The organism is Achromobacter ruhlandii, from assembly GCF_002082135.1.
In the GTDB taxonomy this organism is placed as follows: domain Bacteria; phylum Pseudomonadota; class Gammaproteobacteria; order Burkholderiales; family Burkholderiaceae_B; genus Achromobacter; species Achromobacter ruhlandii.
In genome coordinates this window covers 3982619-3998105 of sequence record NZ_CP017433.1, presented here as the reverse complement: position 1 = coordinate 3998105, position 15487 = coordinate 3982619, and the positions used below count along the sequence as shown (strand labels likewise).

Annotated in this window: 22 protein-coding genes; 14 read left to right on the top strand and 8 right to left on the bottom strand. The window is 66.9% G+C overall.

Features of this window, described 5'->3' with window-relative positions:
* Nucleotides 1–33: 33 nt before the first annotated feature.
* Both AruCF_RS17990 and AruCF_RS17985 read right to left on the bottom strand, forming a co-directional pair.
* Entirely contained in the window at nt 34–471 is a 438-nt protein-coding gene (locus AruCF_RS17990) for a hypothetical protein (RefSeq protein ID WP_232732897.1), read from the bottom strand.
* A 206-nt stretch (nt 472–677) separates the two neighbouring features.
* Nucleotides 678–836, bottom strand: a complete 159-nt coding sequence (locus AruCF_RS17985; protein WP_049075025.1) for a DUF6726 family protein — start codon at nt 834–836, stop codon at nt 678–680.
* A gap of 435 nt (nt 837–1271) precedes the next feature.
* On the opposite strand from AruCF_RS17985, the gene AruCF_RS17980 reads away from it, so the two are divergent.
* The 5 genes from AruCF_RS17980 (at nt 1272) to AruCF_RS17960 (ending at nt 4274) form a co-directional block, all read left to right on the top strand.
* A complete protein-coding gene (locus tag AruCF_RS17980; RefSeq protein WP_063569742.1) occupies nt 1272–1574 on the top strand; it encodes a hypothetical protein in 303 nt (100 codons plus the stop codon).
* A 70-nt stretch (nt 1575–1644) separates the two neighbouring features.
* Entirely contained in the window at nt 1645–1950 is a 306-nt protein-coding gene (locus AruCF_RS17975; protein WP_006388009.1) for an NIPSNAP family protein, read from the top strand.
* A 135-nt stretch (nt 1951–2085) separates the two neighbouring features.
* Nucleotides 2086–3003: a PhzF family phenazine biosynthesis protein gene (locus AruCF_RS17970; protein ID WP_049075015.1), complete on the top strand. Its 918-nt coding sequence runs from the start codon at nt 2086–2088 to the stop codon at nt 3001–3003.
* Nucleotides 3004–3282: 279 nt separating this feature from the next.
* Nucleotides 3283–3717 (top strand): GNAT family acetyltransferase, encoded by a 435-nt coding sequence (locus AruCF_RS17965; protein WP_049075013.1) that lies wholly within the window; start codon nt 3283–3285, stop codon nt 3715–3717.
* A 53-nt stretch (nt 3718–3770) separates the two neighbouring features.
* Nucleotides 3771–4274: an ankyrin repeat domain-containing protein gene (locus AruCF_RS17960; protein ID WP_049075011.1), complete on the top strand. Its 504-nt coding sequence runs from the start codon at nt 3771–3773 to the stop codon at nt 4272–4274.
* A gap of 19 nt (nt 4275–4293) precedes the next feature.
* Here AruCF_RS17960 and AruCF_RS17955 read toward each other — a convergent pair whose 3' ends face one another.
* The 3 genes from AruCF_RS17955 to AruCF_RS17945 are packed head-to-tail and all read right to left on the bottom strand — an operon-like array spanning nt 4294 to nt 6616.
* Nucleotides 4294–4650 (bottom strand): hypothetical protein, encoded by a 357-nt coding sequence (locus tag AruCF_RS17955; protein WP_049075004.1) that lies wholly within the window; start codon nt 4648–4650, stop codon nt 4294–4296.
* The gene (locus AruCF_RS17950) at nt 4651–5604 is read right to left on the bottom strand and encodes a M14 family metallopeptidase (RefSeq protein WP_049075001.1); all 954 of its coding nucleotides are present in this window, start codon (nt 5602–5604) and stop codon (nt 4651–4653) included.
* Nucleotides 5605–5614: 10 nt separating this feature from the next.
* Complete coding sequence (locus AruCF_RS17945) at nt 5615–6616, bottom strand: Bug family tripartite tricarboxylate transporter substrate binding protein (RefSeq protein WP_049074999.1); 1002 nt, start codon at nt 6614–6616, stop codon at nt 5615–5617.
* A 142-nt stretch (nt 6617–6758) separates the two neighbouring features.
* Between AruCF_RS17945 and AruCF_RS17940 the strand changes: the two genes are divergently transcribed.
* The 3 genes from AruCF_RS17940 (at nt 6759) to AruCF_RS17930 (ending at nt 8945) form a co-directional block, all read left to right on the top strand.
* The gene (locus AruCF_RS17940) at nt 6759–7622 is read left to right on the top strand and encodes a MurR/RpiR family transcriptional regulator (protein WP_049074997.1); all 864 of its coding nucleotides are present in this window, start codon (nt 6759–6761) and stop codon (nt 7620–7622) included.
* Between the two features lie 225 nt (nt 7623–7847).
* Entirely contained in the window at nt 7848–8102 is a 255-nt protein-coding gene (locus AruCF_RS17935; protein WP_049074995.1) for a hypothetical protein, read from the top strand.
* A gap of 249 nt (nt 8103–8351) precedes the next feature.
* Nucleotides 8352–8945, top strand: coding sequence for a BPSL1445 family SYLF domain-containing lipoprotein (locus tag AruCF_RS17930; RefSeq protein ID WP_049074993.1), 594 nt, complete (start codon nt 8352–8354; stop codon nt 8943–8945).
* A 91-nt stretch (nt 8946–9036) separates the two neighbouring features.
* Here the strand turns inward: AruCF_RS17930 and AruCF_RS17925 are convergent, their stop codons facing one another.
* Both AruCF_RS17925 and AruCF_RS17920 read right to left on the bottom strand, forming a co-directional pair.
* Complete coding sequence (locus tag AruCF_RS17925) at nt 9037–9270, bottom strand: hypothetical protein (RefSeq protein ID WP_049074990.1); 234 nt, start codon at nt 9268–9270, stop codon at nt 9037–9039.
* A gap of 130 nt (nt 9271–9400) precedes the next feature.
* Nucleotides 9401–9871, bottom strand: coding sequence for an Lrp/AsnC family transcriptional regulator (locus AruCF_RS17920; RefSeq protein ID WP_006388018.1), 471 nt, complete (start codon nt 9869–9871; stop codon nt 9401–9403).
* A gap of 160 nt (nt 9872–10031) precedes the next feature.
* Between AruCF_RS17920 and AruCF_RS17915 the strand changes: the two genes are divergently transcribed.
* The 5 genes from AruCF_RS17915 (at nt 10032) to AruCF_RS17895 (ending at nt 13320) form a co-directional block, all read left to right on the top strand.
* Nucleotides 10032–10943 carry a DMT family transporter gene (locus tag AruCF_RS17915; protein ID WP_049074985.1) on the top strand — a complete coding sequence of 304 codons (912 nt, stop codon included), beginning with the start codon at nt 10032–10034 and terminating at the stop codon, nt 10941–10943.
* 55 nt (nt 10944–10998) lie between these two features.
* Nucleotides 10999–11223, top strand: coding sequence for a hypothetical protein (locus AruCF_RS17910; protein ID WP_049074984.1), 225 nt, complete (start codon nt 10999–11001; stop codon nt 11221–11223).
* Nucleotides 11224–11533: 310 nt separating this feature from the next.
* Nucleotides 11534–11746, top strand: coding sequence for a hypothetical protein (locus AruCF_RS17905; RefSeq protein ID WP_006218759.1), 213 nt, complete (start codon nt 11534–11536; stop codon nt 11744–11746).
* 149 nt (nt 11747–11895) lie between these two features.
* Entirely contained in the window at nt 11896–13002 is a 1107-nt protein-coding gene (locus tag AruCF_RS17900) for an AGE family epimerase/isomerase (RefSeq protein ID WP_049074983.1), read from the top strand.
* 102 nt (nt 13003–13104) lie between these two features.
* A complete protein-coding gene (locus AruCF_RS17895) occupies nt 13105–13320 on the top strand; it encodes a hypothetical protein (RefSeq protein WP_049074981.1) in 216 nt (71 codons plus the stop codon).
* Nucleotides 13321–13415: 95 nt separating this feature from the next.
* Here AruCF_RS17895 and AruCF_RS17890 read toward each other — a convergent pair whose 3' ends face one another.
* Entirely contained in the window at nt 13416–14348 is a 933-nt protein-coding gene (locus AruCF_RS17890; protein ID WP_049074979.1) for a LysR substrate-binding domain-containing protein, read from the bottom strand.
* A gap of 147 nt (nt 14349–14495) precedes the next feature.
* Between AruCF_RS17890 and AruCF_RS17885 the strand changes: the two genes are divergently transcribed.
* Nucleotides 14496–15485 (top strand): Bug family tripartite tricarboxylate transporter substrate binding protein, encoded by a 990-nt coding sequence (locus AruCF_RS17885; RefSeq protein WP_049074970.1) that lies wholly within the window; start codon nt 14496–14498, stop codon nt 15483–15485.
* Nucleotides 15486–15487: the final 2 nt, after the last annotated feature.

Below are 15487 nucleotides of genomic sequence, written 5' to 3'. Positions count from 1 at the left end.
GCGCCGGACTTCAATCCAATCGCCGCGGCGCAATCAGAATCTGAATCCGCTGATGTATTCGCCGCACGAGTTGTAGCTGATCTTGCCGTTGGTCTTCATGTCGTAGCGCAGCACCGTGCCGGCCTTGTCGGTGTAGAAGATCACGGCGCAGTCGGTGTACTCGGGCACGTAGGCGCTGTAGGACCCATACGTCGTGCCCATCGGGCCGTTGGTGGAATAGCCTCGGCCTTCGTAATGGCCGGGGTGGTAGCCATAGACGTAGGTATAGCTCGTGGTTTCTTCGTCCACCTTGTTCACGAAAGGCTTGGCGCCGGTCTCGGGAGGCCAGGCCGGCAGCAGTTCCTTGATGTTCTTGCCCACCTGGGCGTCGAGCTTGTTGCGCGTGGGTGAATAGACGGACAGTCCCATGCATGCGGACAGCGTCAGGGGCAACATGACGGCGGGGACAACGCGGCAGATGCGTTTCAGCATTGGGAGGCCTTGGAGGGTGCGCACAGGTGCGCGAGTATATCCAGCGGCCGCGCGCTTTGAGAAGGCAACTACACGTGCTGAGCGCATCGGAAACGATTGGTTCCAACCGTCAGAGGAACGTCAGGCGATCGCGGATATTGTCATTGGTTTTTTCGCGCGAGCAGGCTGGCGGGCCCATGCTGCCGGGCCGCCATCGGCCGGCGTCATCAGTCGATGATTTCCGCGCACGCATCCGTCGGCGCGGCGGCGACGCCGCCAACCACGGGCACGATCTTGATGACGGCGGACGTGACGCGGCAGGGCGCGGCGGCCAGGCCGCAGCCCGTACAGGACAAGCAGAGCAGGGAGATCAACAGCCGCTTCATGGGGTACACCGGCAGGGGTTCGTCGCCATGGCGGGGCCGGGGCGCAACACCGCGATTCTGCCTCGCGCCCGGACCGCCGATAGTGGGGAATTGATGGGCGAATGTAATGAGGTTTGCTCGCGGTCGATCAGGATGTAACGCGGATCGGGAAGCGCTGGCCCGCGTGCGGATCGTGTGCGGTGACGTGAGCGGCGCACGGGGGCCTGGGAACGGCAAAGCCCGCTCTGCCGGTGTCGCGGGTCATGTCGGCGGTGGGAAGACCTGACTGTAGAAGCGCATGGCGCGTTCGAGGTTGGCGGCGGTGATTTCCACGGATTGGATCAGGTTCTTGGGCGCATCGGCAAAAGGCGTCGAGGCGCCGCGTTGACGCGCGGCGATGGCTGTGGGATGGTCGCAAAGGAGGCGGCGCCCATGCCGCCGTGATGCGAGACCGCCATGCCCCACGTTCCAAAACCGAATGCCGCCGTGCGTCGCTACCGCTTTGCCTGCCAGGACATCGAGGCGCGATACGGCCACGGCAATTTCGATGATGCCGGCGACCACGTGGCCGAGGCCTTGCGTGAGGTGTCGGCGGGCGGGAACCAGTACCCGCTGGCTTTCGAGTTCGACACCGCGCATGCCAATCCGTGGTACCACACGTTCGTCGTGACGGTCACCGGCCTGCCGGATGACGTTGCGCGCTGCTTTGTCGAGCGCATGCAGGCGCTTGGCCTGCCGCCGCCGCGCTCGACCGATTGACCGGGATTCGCCCCGCGAGCTAGGATGCCGCGGCGCGTTCGCGCCTCAGTCATCCGCTATTGGAGCCTTTATGGTTACCTGCTATCTGCGCTACGTCATCGACCCCAGCCGCCTCAAGGAATTCGAAGCCTACGGCAAGATGTGGATTCCGCTGGTGGAGAAGTTCGGCGGCACGCACCATGGGTACTTTCTGCCGTCCGAGGGCGCCAACAATATCGCGCTGGCGCTGTTCACGTTTCCCAGCCTGGCCGAGTACGAGCGCTATCGCCAGCAGTCGATGCAGGACGCGCAATGTCAGGCGGCGTTCAAGTACGCCGAGGACACGCGCTGCATCCTGAGCTACGAGCGCAGCTTCTTCCGCCCCGTGTTCGACTGAGCATCGCGCGGCGCTTGGCGGGCCTGATCCGACCGCGCGCCTGTTATGCCCGGATTTCTGCGGCTCTGTGTCTGTCGCGCGACGCGGGCGACGCGGATAATTTTCCGCGTCCGCCATCCCTTTGAAGGAACCCGCATGCGCTACCGCTACGTCACCGCCGATGTCTTTACCGAGCACGCCTATCAGGGCAACCCGCTGGCGGTGGTGCTGGAGGCCGAGGGTCTCGACACCGCACAGATGCAGCGCATCGCGCGCGAGTTCAATTATTCAGAGACCAGTTTCGTGCTGCCGGCGCGCGATGCCGCGCACACGGCCTGGGTGCGCATTTTCACGCCCGACCGCGAGGTGCCGTTCGCCGGCCACCCGAACGTGGGCACGGCGGTGGTGCTGGCGCGCGAGATGATCGCGGCCGGCCAGCCGGCGCCGACCCGCTTCGTGTTCGAGGAGGAGGCGGGCCTGGTGCGCATCGACCTGCGGTATGGCGATGACGGCCGCCTGCTGGGCGCCGAGCTGGCCGCGCCGCAGCCGTTGACGCGCGCCAGCCAGGTGACGGCCGAGGCCGCGGCGCGCGCCCTGAGCCTGGCGCCCGGCGATATCCTGCTGTCCGAACACGCGCCGCAAGTGGTGTCGGTGGGCCTGATCTTCCTGGTGGTGCAACTGGCCAGCCGCGATGCGCTGCGCCGCGCCCGACCGGATCCGGCGGGCTATGCCGCATTGCTGCCGCTGGACGGCGCCCGGTCCATCTACGCCTACACCACCGATTGCGGCGCCGAGACGCCGCTGGGGGCGATCGACATCCAGGCGCGCATGTTCACCGGCCGCATGACCGAGGATCCCGCTACCGGCAGCGCCACCGGCGCCGCCACGGCATTGCGGGCGGCCCTGCGCGGCAAGGGCGAGTTGCGCCTGCGGGTGGCGCAGGGCGTCGACATGGGCCGCGCCAGCCTGTTGCTGGCGCACGCCGAGGTCCGCGATGACGGCGTGTGGGCCGGCGTGGCGGGCCAGGCGGTGGTGGTGATGGAAGGCACGCTGCCGGCGCCCGCCGCGGCCTGAGCGGCCGCTTGGCGCGGCGGGCCGGGGTCGTGTATGCTGCCCGCCATGAACCGCATCCTTATCGCCCCGCCGGCCGCGCCGGCCCGGGCAGACAACCGACGAGTCACTCGACGCCTGCGTTGAGTGGCAAGCCGTGTTCGAACGCCGGATCCCCGGTGTTCCCTCCAGAAGGCCACGATACCCCTCGTGGCCTTTTTGTTTGCGCGGCATGCGCGCTTTGCTTTCCAGCCATCGAGGCGTAGCGCCCGGCCTTCGTTTTTCCTTCAAGAGGAACGAAGCATGAAGCATCCCGAACTGGCCATCCGGTCTTTTCATCCGGCGGACGAAGCCGCCATCATCCAGTTGTGGACCGATTGCGGGCTGACGCGCCCCTGGAACGATCCGCGCAAGGACGTGGCGCGCAAGCTGACCGTGCAAGCCGATCTGTTCCTGGTGGGCGAGGCGGACGGCGTCATCGTCGGCACGCTGATGGGTGGCTACGATGGCCACCGCGGCTGGGTCAATTACCTGGCGGTGTCGCCGGCGCATCAGCGCCGCGGCTATGCCTCGGCGTTGATGCGGGCGCTGGAGCGCAAGTTCCTGGAGATGGGCTGCCCCAAGATCAACCTGCTGATCCGCGCCAGTAACCTGGCGGTCAAGGACTTCTATGCCAGCCTGGGGTTCCAGCAGGACGAGGTGATCAGCCTGGGCAAGCGCCTGATTCCCGATCTGTGAGCCGGGCGGTGTCTAATGGGCGCCTTCGATTCCTTTCCGATGACGGGTTTTTCATGACGACACCAGACGAACAACTGCTGCAGGCGGCGACGGCCGGCGACGCGCCGGGCGTGGCGCAGGCGCTGGCGCTTGGCGCGGGGGTGGACACGCGCAATGCGTTCGGCGCCACGCCGCTGTTCTGCGCGGCAACCGCAGGCGCGGCCGAGGCGGCGCGCCTGCTGCTGGCGCAGGGCGCGGACACGGCCTGCCGGGCGGGGCATGGATTGACCGCGTTGCATCAGGCCGCGGGCTGGGAGCACCTGGAACTGGTGGCCTTGCTGCTGGAGGCGGGGGCACAGGTGGATGCCGCGTCCGACGACGGCGGCACGCCTTTGATGGCGGCCGCGGCGCGCGGCAATGCCGCCATCGCCGCGTTGCTGCTGGCGCATGGCGCCGAGGCCGACCGCCGCGACGACGAAGGCTGGAACGCCTGGGCCTGGGCCATCGAGAAGGGCGCGCAGGACGTGGCGGATCTGCTGGAGAAGGCGGGCGCCGAGCCGGCGTTCCCCGAGGCGTAAAGCCCGTCGCCCCGCGCGCTCAATCAACGCCGGGCGGCAGGCGCCACGCCGGCGGAAGGGCGGCGAACTGCCCCCAGGAGGTCCAGGGTCGTCCGGCCGCGTCCCGCGGTCGGGTCCACAGTCCCCACTCGGGCGGATCGGGAAAGCCATGCCAGAGCAGTTGGGTCAGCACCCAATGCTCGTCCTGCACGGTGGCATGGCAGACGGCTTCGGCCGAGCTCAGTTGATCGGCGGTCAGGCCGAACAGTCCCTCGGCCGGCAGGTCGCCGAACGGGATGCTTTGCCAGCCGACGGCCACCATCCCGCGGACATGGAAACCCTGCCGCTGGATGTCAGCGGCGGCGGCGTCCAGGTCCCAGGGGTGGGGCTCCCACATCTACATCGGCTCGGTCAGGTACACCGCTTCACGGCCGACGATGGGCATGCGGGTCGGCATGAAGATGGTGCAGTTGTCGCACGGCGAGCGGATTTCCTCGCCGGCGTTGATGGCGATGAGTTCGCCCTTGTTGAACACCTCGAAGCCCAGCAGCGGCCGCGTGAAGGTGAAGTCCTCGGACTTGACCATGTGCACCTCGAGCAGCCGGAACGGCTGCGCGGGCGCCGCGGGCGCGCTGTTGGCCGGAGCGTCGATCAGGCCCAGGTGCGCCAGGAACCGCAACGTGACGTCGGTGGCGAGCAGGGCGGCCGATTGCGCGAAGTGCTGGCCGCATTCGACCACCAGCGCGCCGCCGCTGTCCGAGGCGGGATCGCCATGACGGCCGTAGTTCAGCACGCCGGTGCCGGGGAAGCGGCCGGCCGGCATCACCAGTTGCACCGCCGGGGCGCCGACGGCGGCGGCCAGCGCGGTGTTGCGGTCCATCTCGGGGTAGACCCAGAACGGCTGCACAGGCGCCCGCGTCGAGTGGATATCGAGCACGTAGTCGGCGGCGTCCAGCACCGGGCGCAGTTCGCGCGCGCGCCGCAGTTCCGGGCTTTGCTCGTCGCCGTCCAGCCACTGCGGCGACCAGATGCGGTTGAGGTTGTGGACCAGCTGGCGGTTCTCGTACGGGTTGTCGATGTCGAACGCTTCGTAGGCCTCGATGTTGGCGAAGCTGACGGTGAGCGTGCCGATCTTCGGGCGCACGCCCGTATCGAGCAGATGGGTCGCCGCCACCATGCCGCAGATCTCGTTGCCGTGGGTCAGGGCGTTGACCAGCACGTGCGGGCCGGGCTTGCCCGATTCGAAGCGGTGCACGTAGTCGATGCCGGTGTTGCCCTGGCGGTAGGCGGAAAGGTCGCGCGGCAGGACTTCGAGCGGCGCGGTGTCGGGGGCGAAAGCGGGGTTGGACATGGGCTGGAACCTATTCCGGACGGATGCCGGCGCGGTCGATCAGGTCTTTGTACAAGGCCAGGCGCTGCGACATCATGTCGGTGAATTGTTGAGGGGTCTGCAACTCGGGCGGCAGGGCGCCACTTTTTTCCAGAGACTGCACGGTGCTTTCCTGGCGGGCGGCGGTCTGCACCGCCTCCAGCAGTTTTTGCACGATGGCGGGCGGGGTGCCGGCCGGCGCGGCCAGTCCGATCCACGACATCGAGTTGAGCACGGGATAGCCGAGTTCGGCAAAGGTGGGCACGTCGGGCAGCGACGGCAGGCGCTCGGGCGCGGCCACCGCCAGCGCGCGCATCTTGCCGGTCTGTATGTGGGGCAGGAAGGGCGCCAGGTTGTCCAGCGCGAACTGGGCCTCGTTGGCCAGCAGCGCATTCAGCAGCGGCGCGCCGCCTCGATAGGGCACGTGCACCGCGCCGACCTGCAGGGTGTGCTTGAGCAGCTCGGCATTGAGCTGGCCCATGCTGCCGACGCCAGCGGTGGCGAAGTGGACTTCGTCGGGGTGAGCCTTCAGGTAGGCGATGAATCCGGCGAAGTCCTTGACGGGCAAGGCGGCGCTGGTCACCAGCACGTTGGGCGAACGCGCCAGCTGGGAGATCGAGGTGAAGTCCTTGATCGGGTCGTAGCCCAGGTTGGGATGCATCAGCGGGTTAGCCAGGTGCGAGCTTTGCGACGAGGCCACCAGCGTGTAGCCATCGGGCTTGGCGCGCGCCACGCGCTGGCTGCCGATCGCGCCGCCGGCGCCGTCGCGGTTCTCGACCACCAGGGTGACGCCCAGGATCTTGCCCAGCACTTCGGCGTAGAGGCGGCCGGCCAGATCGACGGATCCGCCGGCGGGGAAGGGCACCACCAGGGTGATGGGACGGGACGGATAGGCGGCATCCGCGCGGGTGGGCAGGGGGAGCAAGGCGGCGGCCAGGCCCGCGATCAGCAGTTGGCGGCGGGCGGGCGACAGGGCCTCGGACGGGTGCTTCATGAAGCTCTCTTGTGGGGACGAACGGTTCGGTCTATTCTGCAAAGAACGTTGCAGAATCAAATATAGTCTGCAATGAATATTGTTGAATTTGGGGTTATCACCTAGCCGGGGCGCGCCCGGCACCTTGGAGTCCGCCCGCACCGTGAATCTGCACCAGCGCATCGCCGCCTACGACAAAAAACTCACCAAGACCGAACGGCGCCTGGTCGACGACATGCAGGCGCGTTATCCCCAGGGGCTGCTCGAATCCGCCACGGCGCTGGCGCGCAACGTGGGCACCAGCGCCTCCACCGTGGTGCGTCTGCTGGCCAAGCTGGGCTATGACAGCTATGCGCAGGCGCAGATGCAGGCGCGCGCCGAGCTGACGGCGCGGCTGGCATCGCCGGGCGAGCGCGCCGACGCGGTCGGACTCGACAATCCGTCGGCGCAGGCCTGCCTGCGCAATGCCTTGCTGCACGACCAGCACAATCTGGAAACGACCTTTGCCGCGATTGACGCGGCGGCGTTCGAGGCCGCGGTGCGCCTGCTGACGCAGCGCCGCGCGCGCGTGCATGTACTGGGATTGCGGCAGGCGGCGCCGCTGGCCAGCCACATGGCGCTGTATCTGAATCTGTGCCTGCCCGGCGTGCGTGCCATGACCTCCGCGGGCCCGCTGTTCCTGGAAGACCAGTTGTTGTGGCTGGACGAGCAGGACGTGCTGCTGGCCTTCACGTTCCGGCGTTACTCGGTGGCGGCGGCGAATGCGGTCAAGGTCTTTCGCGAGCGCGGCGGCAAGGTGGTGCTGGTGACCGACTCGGCGGCCGCGCCGGCCGCGGCGCAGGCACACCACGTGCTGCTGGCGCGCACCTCCAGCGCCTCGCCGTTCGATTCGTATGTGGCGGCTTTGTCGGTCTGCAATGCGCTGCTGGCGGCGGTGGCATTGCGCCGCAAGAAGGAACTGGCCGCAACGCTCCAGCGCGGCGAGGCCTTGTGGGACGCGCAATGGATCCATCCGCCGGCGCGTTGAGATCCGACGCCCTGTGTCGTCGCGCCGGCATGGCCGGCGCGTGTTCGCGCGCGCGTGCGCACCGGCAGCGGAAAAAGGCCCGATTTCGAGGCCTTTTCGGGCTTGTCCAGATGCGTTGGCACCCCCCCTTCTAGTACGTCATAACCCCCTGAAAACTTCGCTTTTCAAGCCCGTTTTTTATTGGCATATTTCGGTCGGGAAAAACGGATTTCAGGAGTGGAGGACATGGAAGTGTGGCCGCAGCGTCACATCGACGGCTTCGAAGTGCAGTGCGAAGTCGTCAGTCTCGACGCCGGTGTGCTGGCGATAGAAATCAGCGTGTCACGGCCTGGCGATGCGGCTTTCCGGCAGCGCTGGTCTTTGCCGCGCTTCGTGACCTTCGCCGATGTCGGCGTGGCGCGGCGGCATGCCGAACTGGTGTTGTCCGGCATCATGTCGGTCGATCCGGCGACGGGCGAGCCGCGTTATGGAATCCTGTGAAAAATGCGGCGGTCGCGATCAGGTGTCGATCCGCTTGCGGACGAGTATCGAGACGCGGATTGCCCTACCAAATGTTGCTTCGGGCGACTGGGCGAAAGGCCGCGCTGTCTTGAGCTGTCCGTGACCGCCGGGCTGGTCGGCGGGGCATGCGCGCGCTAGGTTTTGTTTCGTTTATCACATCATGTGCCTTGCGCCGGCGCTTGGGGCCGGTAGAGTAACCAACGGAAGACAACAAAAAAGGAGAGTTCCATGTTTGACACTTTTCCTGTCCTGCGCCGCGTCGGTATGGCCGCCGCGACCATTAGCGTGGCCGGCCTGCTGTTCGCCGGTTGCACCACCACCACTCCGCAATCGAACGCCTCCGCCCAGGAGCAGCGGCAGTCGATCAACAGCGCGGCCAATGCGTCGTTGGGCAAGCTGTATGAAGCCGCGCCGCAGTCCAAGGACCTGGTCGCGCGCGCCAAGGGCGTGCTGATCTTCCCGGATGTGCTGAGCGGCAGCTTCTTCATCGGCGCGCAGCATGGCAAGGGCGTGCTGCGGGTGGGCGGCGCCAACGCCGGCTACTACAGCACCACGGCCGGTTCGATCGGCTTCCAGGCCGGCGCCCAGTCCAAGGCTATGTTCGTGCTGTTCATGACGGATGAGGCCCTGAACAAGTTCCGCAACAGCAATGGCTGGACGGTGGGCGCGGATGCCACCGTGGCGGTGGTCAATATCGGCGCCAACGGCCGTATCGACACCAACACGGCGCAGCAGCCGGTGGTGGGCTTCGTGCTCAACAACGGTGGCCTGATGGCCGGCGTGTCCCTGGAAGGCACCAAGATCGCGAAGATCGATATGTAAGGACCATCGCGGCGGCCGGTCCGGCCGCCACGATGCGCACAGACAAACGCCGCGGCGCAAGCCGCGGCGTTTTGCGTTGGAGGCGGGCGCGTCAGCGCAGGATGTCGTCGCCGTGGGCGCGCACCGCGCTTTCACGTTCGATTTCGGCGGCTTCGATTTTCGGATCCAGGCCGCGCCAGCGCAGGATGCGGCCGCGGTCCTCGGCGGGCTCCCAGCCCAGGATGCCGTAGCGGGTGATTTCGGTCTCTCCGGTGTCGAATGCCACTTCGAAGTAGCCCTGACGATCGGGTAGCGTGCTGCCGGGGTACCAGTCGGTTTCAGGCATGGTGGACTCCTTGCTAAGCGATGAAGGGGCGCCGGCCTCGGTCCGAGGCCGGACGCTTTTCATTGTGGGCTTGGCGGCGGGATCCCGCAAGCGCGGCGACGGCGCGGGTGGCCATGGCACGCGACGGCGGCTAGCCTAGCGGCACGGCGGTGGTGTAGAGCACCTGTTTGAGCGCGAAGCTCGAGCGGATGCTGGCCACGCCGGGAATGCGCGTGATGTGTTCGACGATCAGGCGTTCGAGCGCGTCGACGTCGGGCACCAGCGCACGGATCAGGTAGTCGGCATCCCCGGACATCAGATAGCACTCCATGATTTCCGGCAGCACGGCGATTTCGCGTTCGAACACATCGAGCGCCGCCTTGCGCTGCTTGTCCAGCGAAATCTGGATGAACACGTTGACCTTCAGGCCGAGCTTGCGCGCATTGAGCAGCGTGACGCGACGGTCGATCAGGCCTTCGGTTTCCAGGCGGCGCACGCGCGCCAGGCAGGGCGAGGCCGATAGATTGACACGCGCCGCCAGTTCGACGTTGGTCAGGCGCGCGTCGCGCTGGAGTTCGTTGAGGATACGGATGTCGGTGGCATCCAGGTTGATGTCCGGCATAACAGACCTGTGGTTCGTGGACGGGCAGTGCATTTGTGCCGAGTATGCCCGTTTCAACGGTGAATTGAGGTGAAATGTGCTGGGGTTTACCCTATAGACTATTCCTTTCTTTGGCGAATCGGCCAAAGCGCGGAATATTCAAGCGGTAGATGTGGCAGTAATGATCAGGCAGAGCACCTTGCGCAACTTCTTGCCCCTGGCGGGGGCGGTCATGATCTGGGGCGGCAACTGGCCCGTCATGAAACTGGGGCTGGCGCACATGAGCCCGCTTTGGCTGGCGGCCAGCCGCTTCGGGTCGGCCGCGCTGATCAGCGTGTTGGTGCTGGCGTTGCTGGGCCGCCTGCGGCTGCCCACGCGCCAGGAATGGCCGTTGGTGCTGGGCGTGGCCCTGCTGCAGATGGGCGCGTTCACCGCGCTGGCGCTGTGGGCCTTGCAGTACGTTGCGCCGGGACGGGCGTCGGTGATCGCCTACGCCACCTCGATCTGGGTGATTCCACTGTCGTCGCTGGTGCTCAAGGAACGGTTGTCGGCGGCGCAGTGGCTCGCCACCGGGCTCAGCTATGCGGGCATTGGCGTGATCGTGGCGCCGGCGTTCAGCCCTTGGCAGGCGCAGGCGGCCATTGGCCTGCTGATGCTGCTGGGCGCCTCGTTCGCCTGGGCTTGCAACATCATCCAGCTGCGCGGCAGCCGCCATGTGCGGCTTGGCGCCGACATGATTCCCTGGCAGACCGCGATCGCCACCGTGCCGCTGGCGGCCTTGGCCTGGCTGCGCGACGGCGCGCCGGCATTCCTGGCCGTGCCCGATGCCTGGCCGGTGATCCTGTATACCGGCCCGCTGGCCACCGCGCTGACGTTCATCGTGGTGCTTGGCATGACGCAGAAACTGCCGCCGGTGGCGACGTCGATCGCGATGCTGTGCGTGCCGGTGATCGGCCTGGTGGTGTCGTCAGTGGTGTTCCATGAACGCATCTCGCCGGACCTCGCGCTGGGCCTGGGGCTGATCGCCCTGAGCGTGGCGGCGTCGGCGGCGGCGGCGCGCCTGAAGCGTCCCCTGGCGCTGCGGCCGTCATAGGGGCGGCGCGCTATCGCGGCGTGCTATCGTTGAGGCATTCAATTGAGAGTCACGCATGGCATTGCATCGTTTCGAAAAGGGTGAACTGGGTCACTGGCTGCGCGTCGTTGCCGATAATTCGGAACCGGGCGCCGTCCAGACCGGCGTGCCCGCGCATGTGGCCGAGGCGCTGCAAACCTTGCGATGCATCGACCCCGGCCCCGACGGCGGCTGGCGTATCACCGAGAAAGGCAAGCTGGCGCTGCGCATGGAAGAACCCGGCGCCATCCATTTGCGCTAGGCCGTTTTTCTCTCTCTCCCCGCATTCCAAGTCAGGTTTGTGACGAACTGCTCGCATTACTGCGAAATTGCGCTCGTTTCTTGCGAATGTTCTCGCCGTGTGTCATCAAGCGGCGCCACGCGCGGGCGGGCTACGGGAATCTCCTGAGACGGTTTGTTCGATTTGGCAGCGTCCGGACGTATCGCGCGCCGCGCGCCGCCGGTAAGATGAACTTGCGTGACGGAATCAGGTCTATTCATTGCGCGGGAATTCTGCACCCGCTACGTCACGCGTGGTTCACGCGTTTAGGTAACCGACTGGGAGGTAGCACATGCAGCATCGTGACCAGGAAGTACTGATCGACGTTTCCACAGCGGCCATGGATACCGGCGGATATGGCGTATTGCTGACGGTAACGGCTGAGGGCGGCACCGAGGTGGATGCCGCGTTTTCCCACTTGGGCAACTGCGCCTCCTTGGACGAGGCACGCGATCGCGCGGAAATCTTCGCGCAGAACTGGGTCGAGGAAAACATCTTCCGCTAGGCGCAGGCGCGCCTGCAGGAAGTTGAACGGCTGTACCGGTCTGTGTGCGCATGACTTTCAGAATGGCGTTCCAGAGATGGCGGCGAAAATTTCGGTTATCGTCGCTGCTCCATAACAAGCGGTCCTCATCGGACCTGCGTCGTTCCAAGATGACTGCCGCACAGACCAACTCCGCGCTGGCCGAGCAAATCAACGCTTTGCGCGAGCATTTCGACTCCGTCATCCTGCCCATGTGGATGGGGCGGGGCTTCAATGACGCGCTGGGTCTGCCATTCGAATCCCTGGATGCCGCCACCGGCGAGCCGCTGCCGGTAGTGCGTTATCGCGCCATGGCGTGCGCGCGTCAGTTGTATGTCTATGCCGAAGCGCCGGGCGCTGCCGCCGGCGCGCATGCCGACCGTCTGTTCTCCTCGCTGCGCCGCGTATTCCGCGACGAGACGCATGGCGGCTGGCGCTACAGTGTCGACCCGCAAGGGCAGCCGCTGGACACCTGCCAGGACCTGTATACCCACGCATTCATCGTGTTCGCCTGCGCCGCCTATTTCCGGCGTTCGCGCAACGCCGACGCGCGCAAGCTGTTGCTGGCCACCGCCGAGACCATCGAGTCGCGCTTTCGCGGCGCCGACGGGCTGTACCACGCGGCGTTGAGCCCGGACTGGCGCCAGCCGCTGCGCGGGCCGGCGCAGAATCCCATGATGCACTTGACCGAGGCCTACCTCGCCGCGGCGCAGGTTGCCGAACCGGCCCTGTTCGCCACGCGCCTGCGGGGCCTGGCGCAAGCCATGACCCAATCGTTCCTGAGCGCGCCGACGCAGTGCATCGCGGAATTGCCGCAAGGCACGCCCGGCAATCGCATCGAGCCGGGCCACCAGTTCGAATGGCTGTCGCTGGTGCGCGAGTCGGCCGAGGTGTTCGACGGCCTGGACCTGGCCGAATCGCTGCCGCGCGGCGTTCACTGGGCCCGGGGGCATGGGGTCGACGCGGCCGGTGTCGTGGCGGCGTTGGACGAGCGCGGCGGGGTGCTGGACGATATCCGCCGGATCTGGGCTCAGACCGAGTACCTGCGGGTATTGGCGGTGCTGGGCGAGCGGGCGGCCCTGGCAGAGGCATTGGCCGGGTTCCGCGCCCGTTTCCTGCATGCCGCGGGCTGGCACGAGTGCCTGGACGGCAGCGGCGCCGTGGTGCGCGCGGACATGCCGTCGACCTCGCCCTACCACTTGGCGACCTGCCTGGCGGCGCTCCCCGCCGTTGTTTAATTGCGCCGTTAACAATTTTTGTTTAGCCGGGGATAGCTTTTAATAGAAAAACATTGGTGAAATCCCTTACAATTTAGTAACTATGTTTGTGGGGAAGCATCAATGAGCGTTATGTGCTTGGCTTGCCAACGCATCAACCCCGGGCTTGCGGGTGTGACACCGCACGCGCACCTGGGGCATCAGGGATTCACCAACCCGACTCAGAAAGGCCGCGAGGAAAGCCGCGAGGACCACTTCCGCTGCCTGAACTGCGGCGCCAAGTGGCTGCGCGAGACTGACAAGTGGGGCGTGGATCTGGGGTTCAAGCTGGCGCCTTGAGGCGTCGGAACGACGCGGCCGAACGGCCACAAGCGCCTGTCATGATCGGGCCCCTTTTTGGGGCCCGTTTTGTTTTGTAACGTACGGATGCAAGTTCAGGCCGCGGGCAGGGCGCCAGCCTCGGGATCCTGTCTGGCGGTGTCGAGAAGCCACTGGCGGAAACAGGCCAGGGCGTAGTGGTCGCGCCGTTGCGGTGGGGCGCACAGGTGATACCCGCGGGCGATGGCGATGCGCAGATCGGGGAAGGGGGCGGCCACGCGGCCGGCCTGCAGGTCGTCCTGCACCAGGCAGCGCTGTAGCACGGCGACACCCATGTCGGCCATGACGGCGCGCACCAGGATGCTGACCTGGTCGAAGCCGCTGGCAAGCTTGAGCGGGGCGCGGCGCACGCCAGCGGCCTCGAACCAGCGGTCCCAATTGTCCTGGCCGTTGGCGTGGTACAGCAACGGCTCGCCGAGCAGGCCCGCGGGGCTGTCCCACAGGCCCGCGGCACGACGGGCGGCCAACCGGGCGGGGCTGCAGATGGCGATCATTTCGCGGCCGATCACGTAGTCGGCCTGCCAGCCGGGCCATTGGCCGGCCACGCCCGAGAGAATGCTGGCGTCGGGCGTGGCGCCCGAGAAATCCTCGTTGCGGCGGTAGGCCGCGAAATCCAGCTGGATATCAGGATGGCGCCGATGGAAGTCGGGCAGGCGCGGCACCAGCCAGGCGCTGGCCAGGGTCGGCACGCTGGACAGCGTCAGCCGCAGGCGGCGGTCGTCGGCGCGCAGTTCGGCGCTGAGCGCCTCGATGGCCTGCAGCGGCGCCAGGCCGCCTTCGTAGAGCTTGCGGCCGGTTTCGGTCAGGGTCAGCCCATGGGCGTTGCGGCGCATCAGGGGCTGGCCGAAATGGGCTTCGAGGCGGGCGATGGCACGGCTGACGGCGCCCTGGGTTACGCACAGGATCTCGGCCGCCTGCGTGAAGCTGCCCAGCCGCGCCGCCGTCATGAAGGCGTGCAGCTCGGACATGGACGGCGAATGCAGGCGCATGGCGCGGCGGGTTCCAGCAGGCCGCGAGCGCGGCCTAGCATGAACGTTGGTAATGAAGGCGTGCAATATAGTCGTTTGAAAGCGGATCGTAAAGTTCGGACACTGGCGGCCTCGCAGCAAGCCCTGCACCTTTTCCGGAGTCGCTCCATGTCCCGCCGCTTTTTCGGCTGTTCCGCGCGCATCGCGCTTGCCGGCGTCTGCGCCGCGCTGTCTTTCGCTGGTCCGGCGCACGCCGCCGACTATCCTTCCCGCCCCATCAAGCTGGTGGTGCCGTTCGCCGCGGGCGGTTCGACCGACATCGTGGCGCGCCTGGTGGCCGAGTACGCCGGCCGCGACCTGAAGCAGACCATCGTGGTCGAGAACAAGGCGGGCGCGGGCGGTTCGCTCGGCATGGAGCAGGTGGCGCGTTCGACCGCCGACGGCTACACCATCGGCATGGCGACGATGAGCACGCACGGGTCGAATCCGGCGGTCTATCGCAAGATGAACTACGACCCGCTCAAGGACTTCGAGCCGGTGGCCAACGTGCTGGCGGTGCCCAGCATTTTCGCGATCAATCCGCAGGTCCCCGCCAAGAACATGGCCGAGTTCGTCGCGCTGGCCAAGGGCCAGGCGGACAAGTACAGCTTCGCCTCGCCGGGCGTGGGCTCGCTGGGGCACGTGAACATCGAGAACTTCATGATGCTGGCCGGCATCAAGCTGCTGCACGTACCGTACCGCGGCGCGGGCCCGGCGCTCAATGACGTGATGGGCGGGCAGGTGGACGCCATCACCGACAACCTGTCCTCGACCTTGCCGCAGGTGCTGGGCGGCAAGCTGCGGCCGCTGGCGGTGCTGGGCGCCGAACGCTCGCCGCTGCTGCCGGACGTGCCGACCTACATCGAGCTGGGCTATCCCGACATGGGCACGGGCGGCTGGTTCGGCCTGGTGGCGCCGGCCGGCACGCCGCCGGCGGTGGTCGAGCGCCTGAACCAGGCCGTGCGCGCGGCGATGCAGGATCCGGAGTTCCGCAAGAAGGCCGAGGACGTCGGTGGTACGCTGATGCCGACCACGCCGCAGGAATTCAAGGTCCAGATCGAACAGGCCCTGGCGCGCTACGCCAAAGTCGCCAAGGCCGCCAACATCCAGGCTGACTGACG